Source organism: Actinorhabdospora filicis (assembly GCF_030269765.1).
Taxonomy (GTDB): domain Bacteria; phylum Actinomycetota; class Actinomycetes; order Mycobacteriales; family Micromonosporaceae; genus Actinorhabdospora; species Actinorhabdospora filicis.
In genome coordinates this window covers 1288554-1307362 of the sequence record NZ_BSTX01000002.1, presented here as the reverse complement: position 1 = coordinate 1307362, position 18809 = coordinate 1288554, and the positions used below count along the sequence as shown (strand labels likewise).

Below are 18809 nucleotides of genomic sequence, written 5' to 3'. Positions count from 1 at the left end.
CACGATCTACGTAATGACTGAGACGAACATGAACCCTGAATTCGAAGACGACTTCGACGATCTGTTCACCAACACCACCGGCGACTTCGAACTCGCCGAGCGGAACGCCCTGCGGCGGGTGGCGGGTCTGTCGACCGAGCTGACCGAGATCACCGAGGTCGAGTACCGGCAGCTGCGCCTCGAAAGGGTCGTGCTCGTCGGCGTCTGGACCGAGGGCACCCTGGACGAGGCGGAGAACTCCCTCAAGGAGCTGGCCGCGCTGGCCGAGACCGCCGGTTCAGAGGTGCTCGACGGGCTGATCCAGCGGCGTTCCCGGCCCGAGCCCGCGACCTTCATCGGCAAGGGCAAGGTGTCGGAGCTGCGGGACGTGGTCGCCGAGGCGGGCGCGGACACCGTGATCGCCGACGGCGAGCTCACGCCCAGCCAGCTGCGCGCGCTGGAGCAGGAGATCAAGGTCAAGGTGATCGACCGCACCGCGCTGATCCTGGACATCTTCGCGCAGCACGCGAAGTCCCGGGAGGGCAAGGCGCAGGTCGAGCTGGCCCAGCTGCAGTACCTCATGCCGCGCCTGCGCGGCTGGGGTGAGACCTTGTCCCGGCAGGCCGGTGGCCGTGCCGGTGGCCAGGGCGGCGGCGTGGGTCTGCGCGGCCCGGGTGAGACGAAGCTGGAGACCGACCGCCGGCGCATCCGCACGCGGATCGCGCGGCTGCGGCGGGAGATCGCCGAGATGCGGACGGCGCGCGACACCAAGCGCACCAACCGGCATCGGCATCTCGTGCCGAGCGTGGCGATCGCCGGTTACACCAACGCCGGCAAGTCCAGCCTGCTGAACCGGCTGACCGGCGCGGGCGTGCTGGTGGAGGACGCGCTGTTCGCGACCCTCGACCCGACCACGCGGCGGGCGCTGACCTCGGACGGGCGCCACTACACGCTGTCCGACACCGTCGGCTTCGTGCGGCACCTGCCGCACCAGCTGGTGGAGGCGTTCCGCTCGACGCTGGAGGAGGTGACCGAGTCCGATCTCGTCGTGCACGTGATCGACGGGTCGCATCCCGACCCGGCCTCGCAGGTCCGGGCGGTGCGGGAGGTGCTGACCGAGATCGGCGCCGACGCCCTGCCGGAGATCCTGGTGATCAACAAGATGGACGCGATCACCCCCGACCGGGAGATCGAGCTGCGCGCCGACTACCCCGACGCGGTCTTCGTGTCCGCCCACACCGGCGCGGGCATCGACAAGCTGCGCCTGGTGGTGGAGCAGGCGCTGCCGCAGCCGGCGGTCGAGATGACCGTCTGCGTCCCGTACGTGCGAGGCGATCTGGTGTCCCGGATCCGCCAGCGCGGCGAGGTCCTGAGCACCGAGCACCGCGGGGACGGCACGGTCGTCCACGCGCGGGTCGACGAGGCGCTCGCGGCGGAGCTGCGACCGTTCGAACTGGCCGCTGACACGGCGTGACCGACGAGGGCCGGGGTGTGCTCTGCCCTGGCCCTTTCGGTCCGTTCCGGCTAGTACCATCCTGGCCGTTAGTACGGGGTCTTGAAGCCGTTGATCCGGCGCGTCGGTTGAACGTGAACCCTTCTGGCAGACTGTGCGGCGTGCGTCGACTGAAACTGCGATCTTCCGGGCGGACGCCCTCGCGCGTCGTGGCGACCGCCCTGCTCACCGCCGGTCTGATCGGCGTGGCCGCCCTTCCCGCGGCCGCCGACCCCTCGGGTGAGCCCCAGCCGCCGAAGGCCGGCGAGGACGTCTGCTCGATCTCCGACCAGCGGCTGTCGACCCTCGTGGGTCTGGCCGCCGACGGCGACGGGTACTGGGCCGTGGCCGACGGCTCGGTCAACATGTCGCAGCTCGACGTGATCCAGCTGGACGGGTCCTGCAAGGTCAAGAAGACCGTCACCGCCTACCGCGGCGGTGGTCCCGCCGACCCGGTGGACCCGCAGGACCTCGCCATCGACAAGGACGGCCGCCTCTGGGTGGCCGACTTCGCCGACCCGGCCAAGACCCGCGACCGCATCGCGTTGTGGCGGGTGGATCCGAAGGACCCGAACAAGTCGGAGCTGTACCGCCTGACCTACCCCGGCGGGGAGAAGCACGACTCGACGGCGCTGCTGCTGACCCCGGACGGCAAGCCCCTGGTGGTCACCAAGGACGCGCGCAGCGCGGTCCTGTTCGCCCCCACCGGTGAGCTGAAGGACGGCCAGACCGTCGAGCTCAAGGAGGCCGGCAAGTTCGAGTTCAAGGCCACCGACACCCCCGGCGGCCCGATCGGCCCGCCCGGGCAGGTCGTGGCGACCGGCGCGGCGGTGTCCGCCGACGGCTCGAAGGCGGTCATCCGCACCTACACCGACGCCTACGAGTGGAACGTGACCGGCGGCGACGTCGCGAAGGCGATCACCGGCGGCGCCCCTCTCCGCACGGCCCTCCCGGACGAGGCCGTGGGCGAGGCGATCGCCTACAAGGACGGCAAGTTCGTCACCGGTTCCCAGGACGAGGGCTCCGGCGCGGCCCTGCGCTCCTACGACCCGGTGGTGCCCGAGACGCCCAAGGCGGAGTCGAAGGACGAGGGCGACTCGCGCAGCTTCTTCGACAAGCTGACGCTGGACCAGATCATCTGGATCATCGTCGGCGTGGGCATCGTGGGCCTGGTGCTCGCCGGTGTGGGCGTATTCGTGATCGTGCGTTCCCGCAAGGCGCGGGCGGCCGCGGCCGCCAAGCCCTCGGGGCAGGCCGAGGACGCCATCGACGACCATCTGCGGGGACGCCGTGGCGGCCCCCGGGACGAGGAGGACCCGCGCGAGCGGGGCTTCGGCCCGCCGCGTGAGCGCGTCCAGGAGGAGCGCGGCTTCGCGCCCCCGCCGCAGGATCGGCCCGGGTACCGCGAGGAGCCCTACCGCGCTCCCGACCGCCGTTACGGGCCGCCGGAGCCGCGTCCGGCCGCCGAGCCGCGCCCGGACCGGCGCCCGCCGTCCCCGCGTCCCGGTGGCGGGGGAGCGGTCTACGGCGGTGGCGGCAACTACGAGCGTGAGCCGCACCGGCGCGAGGACGACGCCCGGCCGGACTTCGGCATCCCCGACGACCGGCGCTAGACCAAGAGAGCGGCCCGGCTGGAAGTTTCCAGCCGGGCTGCTCTCTTTAGTGCGAACGTCAGATGCGGCGCAGGACCGCCACCACGCGCCCGAGGACGCTGGCGTGGTTGGCGGGGATGGGGTCGTAGGCCGGGTTCTGCGGGACCAGCTCGACCACCTCGCCCCGGCGGCGGAAGGTCTTGACGGTGGCCTCGTCGTCGAGGAGCGCGGCCACGATGTCGCCGCTGGTGGCGTCGTCCTGCTGGCGGACGACGACCCAGTCGCCGTCCTGGATGGCGGCGTTGATCATCGAGTCGCCCTTGACGCGCAGCAGGAAGTGGCTGCCCTCGCCGACCAGCTCGCGGGGGAGCGGGAAGACCTCTTCGGCGTTCTGCTCGGCCAGGATGGGCGTTCCGGCGGCGATCTCGCCCAGGACCGGCACGAAGGCCGGGACGGGCCGCGCCAGGGACTCCTCGGCGGCCGCGGTGGCGTTCTGCGGGCGGATGTCGACCGCGCGGGGCCGGTTGGGGGCCTTGCGCAGGAAGCCCTTCCGCTGGAGCACGCCGAGCTGGTAGGCGACCGAGGACGCCGACGCCAGGCCGACGGCCTCGCCGATCTCGCGGACGCTGGGCGGGTACCCCCTGGCGTCGACCGACTCGCGGATGTAGGCGAGAATGCGGCGTTGCCTTTCGGTGAGCTCGGCTTTCGATTCGCCCGAATCGCCGTTGTCGCCGGGCTTGGCCGCACTGATGGCCACCTGAGTCCTCCTCATGGGTGATCGTCGCTGGTGGCGACATTAGTCGGTTGTGTCGGCTAAGGCAAACATCCGTTCGAAATCCGCCGTCGTGTCGACGCGGGACGGTCACATTGTGTGACCATTGTGGCGCGTGTGATCGAGGGGACAGGGTCCGTTCGGGCCGGATCCAGCGGTTCGGCTTGCGGCGCCGCCACGAAAGACATACCGTCGGTGCCACAACATCTAGTGGTTGTACCTCGCTCGCCCATCTATGGGTAGGGTCCGCCTCCGGGCCGGATCCGCCCGGCGGGTAAGGTGTGGGACGACCGCGAAGGCGATGTGCGGTCCACGTGGCGGCGGAAGGAGGCGGGTGGCGTGCGGTGTCCTTACTGTCGGCACTCGGACTCCCGGGTGGTCGATTCGCGTGAGGCCGAGGACGGCCTGATCATCCGGCGGCGGCGCTCCTGCCAGAGCTGCGGGAAGCGCTTCACCACCGTCGAGGAGTCGGTCCTGGCGGTCGTCAAGCGCTCCGGCGTCACCGAGCCCTTCAGTCGCGACAAGGTCGTCACCGGCGTCCGCAAGGCCCTCCAGGGGAGGCCCGTGGACGACGACGCGGTGGCGGTGCTCGCGCAGAAGGTCGAGGACGCGATCCGCTCGCGCGGCGCGGCCGAGGTCCCCAGCCACGAGGTGGGTCTGGCGATCCTGGAGCCCCTGCGGGACCTGGACGTGGTCGCCTACCTGCGTTTCGCCAGCGTGTACCGCGCCTTCGAGTCCCTGTCGGACTTCGAACGCGAGATCGCCCTGCTGCGCGCCGAGGCCGAGGGCGCCGCCGTGGCGCAGGCCGTGCACGTCGACGCCGGCGAGCCCGCCGCGCACGACGTCGGCCCTCCCGACGAGGAGAGCGGCGGAGAGCCCCGGGTCCCGGCGGCCCGCGAAGCCTGATCGACCGGTGTTCCGGACCATGGCACAGCCATGCCCGGGAACGCCGGATATATGAGTCTTGTTGTCATATAGGAAGCGTGGCGGTGACGAATCGCGCGCGGTATCGAAGGAGAACCATGACCGAGGCAGTCAGCACCACGTCGGGTCCGGGGAAGGCCCGTCGCGGTGGCGTCGTCACCGGCAAGAAGAAGGGCAAGGGCCTGACCGTCGACCGCGTGTGGACCACCGAGGGCGTCCACCCCTACGACGAGATCGCCTGGGAGCGCCGTGACGTCGTCATGACGAACTGGCGCGACGGCTCGATCAACTTCGAGCAGCGCGGCGTGGAGTTCCCCGGGTTCTGGAGCGTCAACGCCACCAACATCGTCACCTCCAAGTACTTCCGCGGCGCCGTCGGCACCGAGCAGCGCGAGTGGAGCCTGCGCCAGCTCATCGACCGGGTCGCCAAGACCTACCGCAAGGGCGGCGAGGACCACGGCTACTTCGCCACCGAGACCGACGCGCAGGTCTTCGAGGAGGAGCTGACCTGGCTGCTGCTGCACCAGTACTTCAGCTTCAACTCCCCGGTGTGGTTCAACGTCGGCACGGCTTCCCCGCAGCAGGTCTCGGCCTGTTTCATCCTCGCCGTGGACGACTCGATGGACTCCATCCTCGACTGGTACAAGGAGGAGGGCCTGATCTTCAAGGGCGGCTCCGGTGCCGGTGTGAACCTCTCGCGCATCCGGGCGTCCAAGGAGCTGCTGTCCTCGGGCGGCAACGCCTCCGGCCCGGTCTCCTTCATGCGCGGCGCCGACGCCTCGGCGGGGACCATCAAGTCCGGTGGCGCCACGCGCCGCGCGGCCAAGATGGTCGTCCTCGACGTCGACCACCCCGACGTCGCCGAGTTCATCCAGACCAAGGCCCGCGAAGAGGACAAGATCCGCGCCCTCCGCGACGCCGGTTTCGACATGGACCTCGGCGGTGACGACATCGTCAGCGTGCAGTACCAGAACGCCAACAACTCCGTGCGGGTCTCCGACGAGTTCATGGCCGCCGTCCAGAACGGCACCGACTTCCCGCTGCGCGGCCGCCTCGACGGCGCCGAGATCGAGCGCGTCGACGCCAAGGACCTGTTCCGCAAGCTGGCGACCGCCGCGTGGGAGTGCGCCGACCCGGGCATCCAGTACGACGGCACCATCAACGACTGGCACACCAACCCCGAGACCGGCCGCATCACCGCGTCCAACCCGTGCTCGGAGTACATGTCGCTGGACAACTCCAGCTGCAACCTCGCCTCGCTGAACCTGATGAAGTTCCTGCGCGACGACGACTCCTTCGACGTGGCCAAGTTCGTCAAGGCCGTCGAGTTCGTCATCACCGCGATGGAGATCTCCATCTCCTTCGCCGACTTCCCCACCGAGAAGATCGGCGAGACCACCCGCGCCTACCGCCAGCTCGGCATCGGCTACGCCAACCTCGGCGCGCTGCTGATGGCGTCCGGCATGGCCTACGACAGCGAGGACGGCCGCGCCTACGCCGCCTCCATCACCGCCCTGATGAACGCGGTGTCCTACCGCCGCTCGGCCGAGCTGGCCGGCATCGTCGGCGCCTACGACGGCTACGCCCGCAACGCCTCGGCGCACACCCGCGTCATGCGCAAGCACGCCGCGGCCGTCGACGCCGTCAAGACCTTCGGCGCCAACGACAAGGCCCTCGTCGAGGAGGCCGTCGCCGAGTGGCGCGAGGCCCTGGAGACCGGCGAGAAGAACGGCTGGCGCAACGCGCAGGCCTCGCTGCTGGCCCCCACCGGCACCATCGGCTTCATGATGGACTGCGACACCACCGGCATCGAGCCGGACCTGGCGCTGGTCAAGTTCAAGAAGCTCGTCGGCGGCGGCTCCATGCAGATCGTCAACGGCACCGTGCCGCGCGCCCTGCGCAACCTGGGTTACCAGGAGGAGCAGATCGAGGCGATCGTGGAGTTCATCGCCGGCAACGGCCACGTGGTCGGCGCCCCCGGCCTCAAGGAAGAGCACTACCCGGTCTTCGACTGCGCCATGGGCGAGCGCACCATCGCGCCCATGGGCCACGTGCGGATGATGGCGGCCGTCCAGCCGCACCTGTCCGGCGCGATCTCCAAGACGGTCAACCTGCCGGAGTCGGCGACCATCGAGGACATCGAGGACGTCTACTTCCAGGGCTGGACCCTGGGCCTGAAGGCGCTGGCGATCTACCGCGACAACTGCAAGGTCGGTCAGCCCCTCTCGGTGGTCAAGAAGGAAGAGGCCGTCGTCGAGGAGACGCCGCGGGCCGAGATCGAGAAGATCGTGGAGTACCGGCCGGTCCGCAAGCGCCTGCCGAAGAAGCGGGCCAGCGAGACGGTCTCGTTCTCCGTGGGCGGCGCCGAGGGTTACCTGACGGCGTCCAGCTACCCGGACAACGGGCTGGGCGAGGTGTTCTTCAAGATGTCGAAGCAGGGTTCGACCCTGGCGGGCATCATGGACGCCTTCTCGGTGGCGATCTCCATCGCGCTGCAGTACGGCGTCCCGCTGGAGAAGTACGTCGAGAAGTTCACCAACATGCGCTTCGAGCCGGCCGGCATGACCGACGACCCGGACATCCGCATGGCGGCCTCGGTGATCGACTACCTGTTCCGGCGCCTGGCCCTGGACTTCCTGCCCTACGACACCCGTAGCGAGCTGGGCATCCTGACCTCGGCCGAGCGGATCGCCGAGGCCAACGGCGAGGACCCGGCGAGCGTGGGCCGTGACGAGGACGAGGTCGACTTCGCGGCCCTGGCCTCCTCGGCGCCGATCGAGAAGGTCGTGGAGAAGATCGTGGAGAACGCGCCGTCGCGCGCCAACGTGGGTTCCTCGACGGAGCTGCTGGAGCGGGTCATGGGCAAGGCGGCCGACGCGCCCCTGTGCATGACCTGCGGGACGAAGATGCGCCCGGCCGGTAGCTGCTACGTGTGCGAGGGCTGCGGCTCGACCTCCGGTTGCAGCTAGGCGGCCAGAACGGCGGTGCCCCCGGTTCGCGATGAACCGGGGGCACCGCCGTTTTCGGCGTGTGAGTCAGCCCATTCCGCTGATGACGGTGAGGGTCGTCCACAGGCCGACGTGGACGCGGTCGCCCAGGTTCAGCGGGTAGGCGACGTTCTTCGGGAGGGGCTGCTGGGCCTCGTTGATGAAGGTCCCGTTGGCCGAGCCGACGTCCACCACCGCCCATCGCCCGTCGGGCTGTGCCACGAACAGGGCGTGGGCGTGGGAGACCGCCGCGTCGGTCGGGGGGCCGGAGAGGTCGATGTCGGGGTTGATGCCCTTGGACGCGCTGCGCCGTCCGACCAGCAGCTGCGGGCCGTGGAGGCGGAAGCGGCGCTGGGGGCAGTAGGCGGGGTACTGCATGGTGTTCGGGTCGAGGTCGTTGGCGCGGCAGATGCGCTCGAAGTAGCCGCGGTCGGCGTCGGCGGTGACCTGCCAGGGCCCCATGGGCGCCACGACCTGCGGCTGGTGGCCGTAGGGCGCGCCGAACGGGTCGGCCGCCGGGGGCTGCGGGGGAGGCGGCTGGTGGGCGGCGAACGGGTCGGCCGGGGCCGGTGGCGGTGGTGGCGCGCCGAACGGGTCGGCGGGCGCGGGTGAGGGGACGCCGAAGGGGTCCGCCGGTGCCTGGAAGGCCGAGGTGTGCTCGATCGGCCGGGACGGCGGGTGGTCGAAGGCCGGGGGCGCCGGGAAGGACGGCGGCTGCTCGATGACCTGGAACGCCGTCTGCGGCTCCAGCGGCGGAGGCGGCGGGGGAGCGCCGTTGGTGGGCGGCGGCGCGTGGAACATCGAGGCCGGTGGCGCCGGTGGGGGAGCGGCCTGGGGCGCGCCGAACGGGTCGAGCGGCGGCTGGTGCTGGACGCCGGGCGCCTGCCCGGCGGGAGCCACCCCGGGACCCCAGCCGCACGCCTCGCAGAAGCGGTCCAGCAGCGGCTCGCCGCACTCCGGGCACGGCGAGGGCTGGGGGGTGTACCAGGCCGTCGGCGGTTCGGCGGCGGCGTGCGGCGGCACGTGGGGCACGGCCGCCGCGCCGTTCATGGGCGCGCCGCACTCGTCGCAGAAGTCGGCGGTCGCGGAGTTGTGTCCCGCTGGGCAGATGGGCATGGGGATCGGTGCTCCAGGCTGGCTCAGGCGTCGGTGGCGTCGTCGTCTTCGGCGCGGCGTCTGAGGGCGACGGTCGTGGTCGACCGTACGCCCGCCATCTCCACGTCGATGCTCTTGGCGTCGGAGCGCAGGCGGACGGTGCCGGTCGGGGCGTCCTCGATCTCGACGAGCTTGCCCAGGGCGGCCAGGGCCTGGGTGTGGTCGGACTCGGTGGCCAGCGCGACGGCGCGGCCGAGCTTCTCGGTGGCCAGTTCGCGTTCGTCGTTCTTGAACGCGGCCACGCCCTGGAGGATGGCGGTGGCCAGTTCCTCCTGGCCGGTGTAGTGCGCGACGCGCGGGTTGATCTCGGTGAACAGGGTCGTCTCGTCGGTCCATTCGACGGTGACGGTGTGCTCGGCGAGGGTGGTCTCACCGGCGGTGATCTTGAGGCGGGTGGCCAGGCGGGGCGCCTCGCCGACCTCGCCGACGGGGATCTCCAGGCACACGTGGAAGTCGCGGGTCTCGCCCGGGCCCCACGCGCCGATCGGGTAGTCGCCGGTGCGGGGGTTGACCTGGTCCACGCGGTCGGTGAGGTCCTCGATGGTGGGCGTGACCTGCTTGACGAGGCGGATCCGGGCCCCGGCGGGCGACCACACGCGCAGGGTGGCGTTGCCGAGGGTCTTGCCCATCGCGTTCTCGGTCATCGCCCGGAAGTCACCGGCCAGGTGCGAGGGGTCCTCCAGCCCGCCGACGGTGCCGAGCATCGCCGAGGAGATCTTCAGGAGCACCTCGTGCTTCCACTCCTTGCCCACGCCGCGCGCGTCGCAGGTGAAGGAACCGGTGTTCTCGGCCAGGACGGTGTCCAGCTCGGCGGCCGTCTCGTGCAGGTTGTCGCCGTCGGTGAGCAGGATGCCGTGCTTGACCTCGGCGTCGCTGGTGGCCAGGAGCTTCCCGGCCAGCCGCAGCCACGAGCCGATCGCGGTCCCGCCGAAGGCGCTCAGCCGCTCCACCGCCGACTTGGCCGCCGCGCGGGTCTGCGCGTTGGCCGGTACCAGCCGCATGTCGCTCGGGTAGCCCATGAACGCCTTGTCGGTGCCGGCCACGATCGCGAAGGGCGTCCCGTCGCGGAGGGTGTCGACGGCGCTGGCGACCGCGCGGCGCGCCTCCACGATCTTCTTCCCGATCATCGAGCCCGAGCAGTCGACCATGATGACCTGCGCCATCGACGCCGACCCGGACGGGGCGGCCACGACCGCGCCGGTGCCCTCGGCGGCGGTGACGGTGAGGATGGCGTCGACGACGCGGGCACCGGCGGCCAGGTAGGGGTTGTGGTCAACCTCAAGCTGGAAGTTCGGTGCCTGCTGCATCATCGCTCTCCGTCCTCGACAGGGGGATAGGCCAGTACCGCCACGGAAATGTTGTCCACGCCGCCGGCGTCGATGGCGCGCTGCACCAATGCTTGCGCGGTCGTCGCCGGATCGCCCATGGGCGTCAGCGCCAGATCGGCGGGCTGCGGGAGATAGCGGGAGAGGCCGTCACTGCAGACGACCAGGAGGCCGGGGCCCGGCGGGACGAACGTCTCGACGTGCGGGTCGAGGGCCGGGGAATCGGCGCCCAGCCAGTGGTCCAGTGCGTAGGCGTGCTTGTGCTGGTAGCGCGGATCGTCGCCGGGGACGCCCTGCGCGGCCAGGCGGCCGGCGAGGCAGTCGTCGACGGTCAGGCAGCCGATGGAATCGGCCGACCACCAGTAGATCCGTGAATCACCCACCCACGAGATCGTCACCTCGCCTGGCGACACGATCGCCGACACATAGGTGCACGCCGGGGGGTTCTGGGCGTAGGACACGCCCACCGCGGCCGCCGCCTGAGCTGCCTCGGCCAGGCCGATGTGCGCGGCCGAACCCGACGGCTTGCCCGCCGCCAGCTCGTCCAGCACCACCCGGATGCCGGTCTCGGTCGCGGCCAGGGCGGCGTCGTCGGACTGCGTCGCCGAGGCCACCCCGTCGCACACCACCGCCACGGTGGTGTTCCCGAACCGCCCGATCGCCAGGGCGTCCTCGTTCCGCTTGCGGCGCGGCCCCCGGTCGGTGCACCCGGCGACCGGACCCAGGTCCAGCGCCGAACGGATCGAGTTCGGCGACCGCCGCTGCCCGCAGTGGACGCAGAACCCGTCCGGCGTGGTCTCCGGCCGCCCGCACTGCAGGCACGCCGAGAGGTTCGCGGCCGTCGACAGCCAGCGCGGCGCCGGTGGCGCCACGGCCGTCTCGACCGTCCGCGCCTCCAGGGCCTCACCGCATCGTTCGCACCACTGCGAGGCGTCCTCGGCGGGGAGGTCGCAGGCCGGGCAGTGCATCGTCGTAGCTGTCACGTCCAGGTCCTCGGTCGTATCCGGTTGGCGCGGTCCACCAGCGCGATCCGCCGCGTCTGGTCGGCGCAGGTTCGCGCCTGGTCACGATACGAGTGTTCCAGGCCGAAGCGCAGACCGCGTTCGTCGACGGGCCAACCTAGCAATCGCGCGCCAGGCTCACCGCGCCCGGCGGCCCGCAGCCACTCCAGCGCGGTGTGCAGGACCTCGGCGGCCACCACCGCGCGCCGCTCGTCCAGATCGACGGCCTCCAGCCGCGTCGCGGCCGTGCGCAGGTGCTCCACCGTCAGCTGCGTGACCGGCGCCGACAGCAGCACCCGGATCGCGGCCACCTGCGCGGTGGTGTGCTGCGCCGAGGAGTGCGGGACCTTGTCCAGCACCGCCACCGCCGCGTCGCGCTCGCCCCGCCGCGCCAGCAGCCGCGCCAGCCCGAACGCCGAGGAGACGAACGCGTGATCGGTGTTCCACACCAGGCCGTAGAAGCGCTCGGCGCCCGCCAGGTCGCCCGCCCACTCGCTCGCCGCCGCCAGCGCCAGCTTCGGCGACAGCTCACCGGGCAGCTCACTGTAGACCCGGTCGAAGTGGGTGCGCGCCACCGTCGGCTCACCCGCGCGCATCGCGGCCATGCCCCGGTACCAGTCGGCGCGCCAGTCGTCCTGCTCGTCCTTGGCGTAGGCGTCCAGCTCCAGCCGCGCCTCGGCGACCCGGCCGTCCTCGATCAGCTCCAGGATCAGCCGCAGCCGCAGTTCCGGGCTGCGCACGGGTGCCGCCCGCAACGCCGCGATGCGGCCCTCCGGCGTCGGCGCGGTCAGCGTCGCCAGGTAGCCCGCGCCCGCGTCGGAGGAGTCCACCTGCGGGATCGGCAGCGCCGGGACGACCTGCGTGAAATCGACCGCCGCGTCGACCCCCGACGCCCCCTGCGGCCCGCTCGCGTCGGAGTTGACCACCCGCCCCAGCTCCACACCGAAACTGCGCCGGGTCGGGGTGAACCACGTCGACAGCGACGGGTGCGGCTTGCCCTCCTCCGCCGCGCGCGTCTCCCGCAGCACACCCATGAGCTGCTCGCGCATGTCCTCGGCGGTGGCGAACCGGTTGTACGGATCGGGATGCGTCGCCCGCAGCAGCAGCCGGTGGTACGACTCGTGCTCGGCGAACAGCCGCACCTCGCTCCGCGCCGGCAGCGTGTGCCGGAACTGCTTGGTGAAGCCGTGGAAGTCGAAGGACAGCACCGCCAGCGACCGCGCCACGGTGTACAGGTCGCTGGCCACCGACGGGCCGCGCTCGCCGATCTCGGGGGCGTGGTAGCCGGGCGTGCCGTAGATGGGGGAGACGGTGTCGTCGATGCGGCGGACCGCGCCCAGGTCGATCAGCTTGAGCTGCTGGCCGACGTGGATGACGTTGTCCGGCTTGAAGTCGCAGTAGAGCAGGCCCTGCTCGTGCAGGTAGCCCATGGCGGGCAGGATCTCGGCGCCGTAGGCCAGGACCTGCGCCAGCGGCAGCGGGACGTGCTTGCCGGCGGCGTCGCGGTGGTCGCGGCGCAGGTCGCGCAGGGACTGCCCGGCGGCGTACTCCATCACGATGTAGTTGAGCGGGTCGCCGGTGACGGGATCGGCGTGCCGGGTGAAGTCGAAGATCTCCACGATCGCGGCGTGGTCGATGCCGACCAGGTACCGCTTCTCGGCGATCGCGACGGCCATCGCCTCGGGATCGGTGGTGTTGATCAGGCCCTTGAGGACCACCCAGCGGTCGGAGACGTCATCGCTGACGTGCCGGTCGCGCGCCAGGTAGATCCAGCCCAGGCCGCCGTGCGCGAGCGCGCCGAGGACCTCGTAGCGGTCGTTGACCACGTCCCCGGGCCGCAGCGAGGGCACGAACGAGAACGGCGTCCGGCAGTGCGGGCAGAAGCCCTCGGTGCGTCCCGGCCGGTCGTCGCGGGTGCGGCCGACGGGCTTGTCGCACTTGTGGCAGTAGCGGTGCCCCTCGGGCACCACCGGGTTGTCCGGGATGACCTCGGAGGGATTGCGCGGCTGCACCCACGGGATGTCGATCTCCCGCGTCCCGGCCCGCATCGAGCGGGTGCCGCGCGTGGTGCGGGTGCTCGGCATGGTCTGGGACGCCGTCATGGGCGCGCTCATCGGCGCGCTCACCGGCCCGGTGGGCACCGCCGGGCTGAGCGCGGCGGCGACGGCGTCGGGCCGGACGCGCCCGCACTCGTTGCAGTAGCCGTCGGCCTCATACTGGCCCCGGCAGCCCGGGTGGACGCACTGGTTCATGCCGTCTCCTCGCTGGAAAGCAGCGCCTTCTGGAACTCCCGCACGGCGCGGGTGGCCGCGCGCAGGTCGCAGGGCGCGGTCCACAGCAGGGCCCGCGCCGTCTCGTAGGTCGCGGTGACGTCGGCGCGCTCGGCGGCGCCCACCCGTCCCGCCTTGGCCTGGTAGGCCGTCAGCCGGCCGCGCAGCTCCGCGCGGCGCTCCATGAGCGCCGCGGCGGTCTCCCGCAGCTCCTCGGCGACGGCGGTCGCGGCGGCCACGGCCGCGTCGACGGCCGACAGCCGGGCGCGCACCTGCCCCCAGCGCGCGGCGGCGGCCAGCCGCCGGACGTCGGACAGCTCCTGCCGCAGCGTGGGCGCTCGCGACACCAGCGGCGGCAGCCGCACGTCGGCGATCTTCACCGTGGCCACCGCCGCGCCCTCGGACGCCTCGCGTTCGGCCTCGGCGAGCGCGGCGATGGCGGTGCGGCGTTCGAGGAGGGCCTCGGGGAGGCCGGTGCGGAGCCGGTCGAGTTCGGCGAGGGCGTCCAGGACGGGCGTCACGCGCGCGGTGAGGTGGTCGAGGGTGGCGAGCGCGCCCGCGTCGAGGGGGTCGGCGAGGGTGGCCGCGCGCGCGGTGGTCAGTTCGCGTTGCAGCGAGGGGAGTCCGGCGTCGTCGCCGGTGCCGAGCAGCTCGGCGAGGCGTTCGGCGTCGTCGATGGCGCCGGTGAGGGCGGCGAGCCGGTCGGCGACGGTGGCGCAGGCGTCGTCCACGCGTTTGTAGGCGGCCTTGACCGCGCCGGTGGAGACGTTCATGCGGCTGGTGAGTTCGGCGAGTGTGACGCGTTCGGTGACCTCGGCGCCGGTCTCGGCCGGGTTGTGGCCGTCGGCGGTGAGCGAGACGACCTCGTCGGTGAGGATCAGCGCGAGTTCGCTCGCGGCGGCGTCGCCGGGTTTGGGCCGGGTGGCGCGGACGTCCTTGGCGCGGTCGAGGGCGGCGCCCAGGGAGGTGAACTGCGACCACAGGGCGCTCATGCGCGCGTCGGTGTCACCGGCGACGGCCCTGGTCTCGCCGGTGAGGTCCCCGTCGCGCAGGAACGCGCGGGCGGGGTGGTTGTCGAGGGCGTAGAGGTCCTCGGCGATCTTGCGGCGCGCGTGCTCGTGCCTGCGCAGCTCGCCGTCGATGTCCTCCAGGTTCATGGCGTGGCCGCTACCGGCCGTACTGGGGGGCGGGAGGGCCAGCGGCGCCGAAGATGGTGGCGAGCGAGGGGCCCTTCTTCTTCTCGTCGAAGGGGCTGCTGGGGTCGGCGTAGATCGCGGCCCAGGTGCCGTCGGCGCGGATCTGCTCCAGGACGGCGTTCACGAACTGGACGAGGTCCTTGCGCTCCTTGTTGATCGCGATGCCGTAGGGCTCCTGCTTGATGGGCTCGTCGGAAAGGACCAGGTTGGGGTCCTGGGCCTGGAACCCGGCGAGGATGGTGTTGTCGGTGGAGATGGCGTCCACCGTGCCCTGCTGGAGCATCACCAGGCAGTCGGTCCATTCCAGGGCGGCCACGGCGACGGGCTTGGACGGCTCGGCGGCGATCTGGTTGATGGAGGTGGATCCGATGGTGGCGCACACCCGCTTGCCGCCCAGTTCCGACAGCTTCTGGATCGGCTTCTTGCCGGGGTCGGCGGGGTCGCGTTTGGTGAGGATGAGCTGCTCGGCCGTCAGGTACTCGCTGGAGAAGTAGACGTCGTTCCAGCGGTCGCAGGTCATGGTCATGGTGCGCACGACCATGTCGACGTCGCCGTTCTTGACGAAGTCGATGCGCTGCTTGGAGGTGATCGTCTTGAACTGGATGTACTTGGGGTCGTCGCTCTTGAAGATCGCCTTGGCGATCTGGCGGGCGATCTCGACGTCGAAGCCGGTGAGGTTGCCGGTGGCGGGGTCGCGGTAGCCGAAGAGGTAGGTGTTCTGGTCGACGCCGACCACGAGCTTCCCGTTGGCCTTGATCTTGGCCATGGAGGAGCCGTCGGGGATGGCGGTGCCGTTGGCGGGGGCGAAGCTCTGGCGCGCGGCGGGGGTGCATTCGGCGGCGGGCTTGGCCTCCGGGAGCACGGCGGGGTCCTGGACGCCGACGGGCATCGGGGGACGGGCGTCACCGGCGGGCAGCTCCGGCGTGGTCGCCATGCCGCAGGCGGCCAGCGCCAGGGCGGTCAGGACGGCGGTGGTGGCCGCTAGGACGCGACGTCGCGCGCGGGTCATCGGTGCTCCCATCATCGGTACTCCGCAATACGTCGCTGCAGGCCGCGGGTGGCGGCGGCCAGCGCGATGAGGGACAGGAGACCCGCGCCGATCCCGGCGCCGGTGAGGCTGTTGCGGGCGCTCGTGGTCTGCTCGTGGAAGTGCTTCCCGGCGGCGTCGATGGCCTTGGCCAGGGCCTGGTCGAGGTCGCGGGACAGCTTCCCGGCCTCGCCGTCCTTCTCGCCGAGGGCCATCGCGACGGCGGTGTTGTAGTCGCCCAGGACGTCGGCCTGGTGGAGCTTCTTGTGGGTGTCGATCCAGGCGTTGAGGGTGGTCTGCGCGCCGGAGAGGACGTCCTTGAGGGCCGGGTCGGCGTTGGCCGCGACGGCCTTGGCCAGGAGCCCCTGGTCACCGGACAGGGCGTTCATCTGGGTCACGTAGCTCTCTTCGGCCTTGGTGGCCGCGTCGCCGCCGCGTGCGATGAGCGTGACGGCCTCCTGGGTGCGGGCCTGGAGGGCGGCGATGCGGGCCTCGGCGAGTCGCTCGATCTGCGCCGAGCCGTTCTCGCGGCCCGAGGAGATGTGCGAGGCCGCCAGGATCGAGGCCGCGCCGGTCCACAGCAGCAGCACCAGGACCGCGCCGGTGGCGGTCAGCAGGCCGATGTTGAACACGCGGTTGGTGCGCTTGGCCAGGTCGCGCTGGGTGTAGGCGAGCAGCAGGAGGGTCGCCACGGCCAGCACGATGGTGATGAAGGGCCACAGGCTCGCCGAGTCCTGGGTCTCGCCCAGTTGCGTGGTGGCGTTCTTCTGCAGGTCGCGGGCGGCCGGCAGCAGCTCGTTCTGCATCATGCCCGAGGCGAGCCGCAGGTAGGCGGCGCCGACGGGCAGGCCCTGCTGGTTGAGGGTGCGCGCGGTCTCGACGTAGCCGGTGTAGACCGGCAGCCCGGCCGACAGGACGGCCACGGCGTCGGCGGCGTCCTGGGTGGTGATGCTGGCGGCGGCCGTCGCCAGCTGCACGGTGGCGCGGTTGACGTCCTCCAGGTAGCGGGCGCGGACCTCGGGCCGTTCCACGCCACCGGCGAGGAAGGCCCCGGCTGCGGTGGCGTCGGCGTCCGAAAGGGACTGGTAGACCTCCAGCGCGGCCAGCCCGAGGCGGCCGTTGCCGTCGGCGACGTCGGTGATCTGCTCGTCGCGCCCGACCACGTCGCTGACGGCCGCCACGCCCGAACCGAGCGTCAGGACGGCCAGGATCGCCAGGATCAGCGTCAGGCGGGCGGGCGTGCCGCCACCCGAGGCGGTCAGCACCGTGCGGACCCGGGCGATGGGCCCGCCACGTGGACCGCGCTGACGCGGGACGTCCACCGTGGAGCTACGCGGACGCGGAATGACCGGCCCGGCCTTCGTCTCCGTCGGCATCAAATCCTCCCAGCGGCCAACCGGCCCACCAATGAGACCATGGCGGTCAAGGTACCGCCCACCGCCAAATCCACGCGATCACGGGATGGTTGCGGTTCGCTCGCGACTTTCTGACGGACGATCGACACACCTCGATTTGATTGCCGCTACATCACATGTGAGATAACGTCGCCGAGTGACTGATGACTACCGACGCCGTATCGGCAAACTCATCCGGGACTCCCGTCAGCACCGCGGCTGGACGCAGACGCAGCTCGCCGAGGCCCTGGCGACCAGCCAGAGCGCGGTGAACCGCATGGAGCGCGGCCAGCAGAACCTGAGCCTGGAGATGCTCGCCCGCATCGGCGAGGCCCTCGACAGCGAGATCGTGTCCCTGGGCACGGCCGGGCCCATGCACCTGCGCGTGGTCGGTCCCACCACCCTGTCGGGCTCCATCGACGTCAAGTCGAGCAAGAACGCCGGGGTCGCGCTGCTGTGCGCCAGCCTCCTCAACAGGGGCCGCACGGTGCTGCGCAAGGTCGCGCGCATCGAAGAGGTCAACCGCATCCTGGAGGTCCTCAACTCCATCGGCGTCAAGACCCGCTGGCTCAACGCCGACAACGACTTGGAGATCGTGCGCCCCGAGCAGCTCGACCTCCTCGGCATCGACGCCGAGGCGGCCCGGCGCACCCGCAGCGTCATCATGTTCCTCGGCCCCCTCATGCACGCCGAGACCACCTTCGAGCTGCCCTACGCCGGCGGCTGCGACCTGGGCGCGCGCACCGTCGAACCGCACATGATCGCCCTGCGGCCCTTCGGGCTGTCGGTGAAGGCCACCGAGGGCAGCTACCACGCCACGGTGGAGGGCCTCGGCGCCCCGAGCCGCCCCATCGTGCTGACCGAACGCGGCGACACCGTCACCGAGAACGCCATCCTGGCCGCCGCTGGGGCCGCCGGCGTCACGATCATCCGCAACGCCAGCCCGAACTACATGGTCCAGGACCTGTGCGTGTTCCTGACCCGCCTCGGCGTCCGCATCGACGGCATCGGCACCACCACGCTGACCGTTCACGGCCGCGCCGACATCTCCGCCGACGTCGACTACGCCCCCAGCGAGGACCCGATCGAGGCGATGAGCCTGCTGACCGCGGCCATCGTCACCGGCTCCGAGCTCACCGTGCGCCGCGCGCCCATCGAGTTCCTGGAGATCGAGCTGGCGCTGCTGGAGGAGATGGGCCTGGACTACTCCCGCAGTGAGGAGTACCCCGCGGCCAACGGGCACACCCGCCTGGTCGACCTCACCGTGCGGCCCTCGAAGCTGCACTCGCCGATCGACAAGATCCACCCGATGCCGTTCCCCGGCCTCAACATCGACAACCTGCCGTTCTTCGCCGCGATCGCGGCCACCGCGACCGGTTCGACGATGATCCACGACTGGGTCTACGACAAGCGCGCCATCTACCTCACCGAGCTCACCAAGCTCGGCGCGCGCGTCACCCTCGCCGACCCCCACCGCGTGGTGGTCGAGGGCCCGACCCGCTTCTCGGCCGCCGAGGTCATCTGCCCGCCCGCGCTGCGCCCGGCGGTGGTCGTCCTGCTGTCGATGCTGGCCGCGAAGGGCACCTCGGTGCTGCGGAACGTCTACGTCATCAACCGCGGCTACGAGGACCTCGCCAACCGCCTCAACGAGCTGGGCGCGCAGATCGAGATCTTCCGCGACATCTGACCGCGACA

Annotated in this window: 13 protein-coding genes; 5 read left to right on the top strand and 8 right to left on the bottom strand. The window is 71.4% G+C overall.

All coding sequences use genetic code 11. The annotated features are described in order from the left end of the window. Positions 1 to 13 precede the first annotated feature (13 nt). Complete coding sequence (hflX, locus tag QSK10_RS18930) at positions 14 to 1453, top strand: GTPase HflX (protein WP_285664174.1); 1440 nt, start codon at positions 14 to 16, stop codon at positions 1451 to 1453. A 140-nt stretch (positions 1454 to 1593) separates the two neighbouring features. Then, complete coding sequence (locus tag QSK10_RS18925) at positions 1594 to 3084, top strand: NHL repeat-containing protein (RefSeq protein WP_285664172.1); 1491 nt, start codon at positions 1594 to 1596, stop codon at positions 3082 to 3084. A 58-nt stretch (positions 3085 to 3142) separates the two neighbouring features. Here the strand turns inward: QSK10_RS18925 and lexA are convergent, their stop codons facing one another. Beyond that, positions 3143 to 3820, bottom strand: a complete 678-nt coding sequence (lexA, locus tag QSK10_RS18920; RefSeq protein WP_349497693.1) for a transcriptional repressor LexA — start codon at positions 3818 to 3820, stop codon at positions 3143 to 3145. A 354-nt stretch (positions 3821 to 4174) separates the two neighbouring features. Between lexA and nrdR the strand changes: the two genes are divergently transcribed. Both nrdR and QSK10_RS18910 read left to right on the top strand, forming a co-directional pair. Continuing rightward, complete coding sequence (nrdR, locus tag QSK10_RS18915) at positions 4175 to 4741, top strand: transcriptional regulator NrdR (protein ID WP_285664170.1); 567 nt, start codon at positions 4175 to 4177, stop codon at positions 4739 to 4741. Between the two features lie 215 nt (positions 4742 to 4956). After that, positions 4957 to 7728, top strand: a complete 2772-nt coding sequence (locus tag QSK10_RS18910; protein ID WP_432705344.1) for a vitamin B12-dependent ribonucleotide reductase — start codon at positions 4957 to 4959, stop codon at positions 7726 to 7728. A 66-nt stretch (positions 7729 to 7794) separates the two neighbouring features. Here the strand turns inward: QSK10_RS18910 and QSK10_RS18905 are convergent, their stop codons facing one another. Genes QSK10_RS18905 through QSK10_RS18875 form a run of 7 tightly spaced genes read right to left on the bottom strand, consistent with a single transcriptional unit; the run spans position 7795 to position 17096 of the window. Next, the gene (locus QSK10_RS18905; RefSeq protein ID WP_285664168.1) at positions 7795 to 8862 is read right to left on the bottom strand and encodes an FHA domain-containing protein; all 1068 of its coding nucleotides are present in this window, start codon (positions 8860 to 8862) and stop codon (positions 7795 to 7797) included. A 23-nt stretch (positions 8863 to 8885) separates the two neighbouring features. Beyond that, entirely contained in the window at positions 8886 to 10211 is a 1326-nt protein-coding gene (locus QSK10_RS18900; protein WP_285664166.1) for a VWA domain-containing protein, read from the bottom strand. Continuing rightward, on the bottom strand, positions 10208 to 11209 hold the full coding sequence (locus tag QSK10_RS18895; protein ID WP_285664165.1) for a protein phosphatase 2C domain-containing protein: 1002 nt from the start codon (positions 11207 to 11209) through the stop codon (positions 10208 to 10210). Before QSK10_RS18895 ends, QSK10_RS18900 begins: the two co-directional genes overlap by 4 nt. Beyond that, entirely contained in the window at positions 11206 to 13479 is a 2274-nt protein-coding gene (locus QSK10_RS18890) for a serine/threonine-protein kinase (RefSeq protein WP_285664164.1), read from the bottom strand. Before QSK10_RS18890 ends, QSK10_RS18895 begins: the two co-directional genes overlap by 4 nt. Beyond that, positions 13476 to 14654, bottom strand: coding sequence for a hypothetical protein (locus QSK10_RS18885; RefSeq protein WP_285664163.1), 1179 nt, complete (start codon positions 14652 to 14654; stop codon positions 13476 to 13478). Before QSK10_RS18885 ends, QSK10_RS18890 begins: the two co-directional genes overlap by 4 nt. Before the next feature lie 10 nt (positions 14655 to 14664). Next, complete coding sequence (locus QSK10_RS18880) at positions 14665 to 15702, bottom strand: glutamate ABC transporter substrate-binding protein (protein WP_285664162.1); 1038 nt, start codon at positions 15700 to 15702, stop codon at positions 14665 to 14667. Positions 15703 to 15713: 11 nt separating this feature from the next. Further along, positions 15714 to 17096 carry a GlnX family signal transduction membrane protein gene (locus QSK10_RS18875; RefSeq protein WP_285664161.1) on the bottom strand — a complete coding sequence of 461 codons (1383 nt, stop codon included), beginning with the start codon at positions 17094 to 17096 and terminating at the stop codon, positions 15714 to 15716. A gap of 175 nt (positions 17097 to 17271) precedes the next feature. Between QSK10_RS18875 and QSK10_RS18870 the strand changes: the two genes are divergently transcribed. Next, positions 17272 to 18801: a helix-turn-helix domain-containing protein gene (locus tag QSK10_RS18870; RefSeq protein ID WP_285664160.1), complete on the top strand. Its 1530-nt coding sequence runs from the start codon at positions 17272 to 17274 to the stop codon at positions 18799 to 18801. Positions 18802 to 18809: the final 8 nt, after the last annotated feature.

What these genes read in the sequence shown, in the direction of transcription:
- hflX (WP_285664174.1), top strand. Translation starts at nt 14, where the DNA reads ATGACTGAGACGAACATGAACCCTGAATTCGAAGACGACTTCGACGAT.
- QSK10_RS18905 (WP_285664168.1), bottom strand. Translation starts at nt 8,862, where the DNA reads ATGCCCATCTGCCCAGCGGGACACAACTCCGCGACCGCCGACTTCTGC.
- QSK10_RS18900 (WP_285664166.1), bottom strand. Translation starts at nt 10,211, where the DNA reads ATGATGCAGCAGGCACCGAACTTCCAGCTTGAGGTTGACCACAACCCC.
- QSK10_RS18890 (WP_285664164.1), bottom strand. Translation starts at nt 13,479, where the DNA reads ATGAACCAGTGCGTCCACCCGGGCTGCCGGGGCCAGTATGAGGCCGAC.
- QSK10_RS18885 (WP_285664163.1), bottom strand. Translation starts at nt 14,654, where the DNA reads ATGAACCTGGAGGACATCGACGGCGAGCTGCGCAGGCACGAGCACGCG.
- QSK10_RS18880 (WP_285664162.1), bottom strand. Translation starts at nt 15,702, where the DNA reads ATGACCCGCGCGCGACGTCGCGTCCTAGCGGCCACCACCGCCGTCCTG.
- QSK10_RS18875 (WP_285664161.1), bottom strand. Translation starts at nt 17,096, where the DNA reads ATGCCGACGGAGACGAAGGCCGGGCCGGTCATTCCGCGTCCGCGTAGC.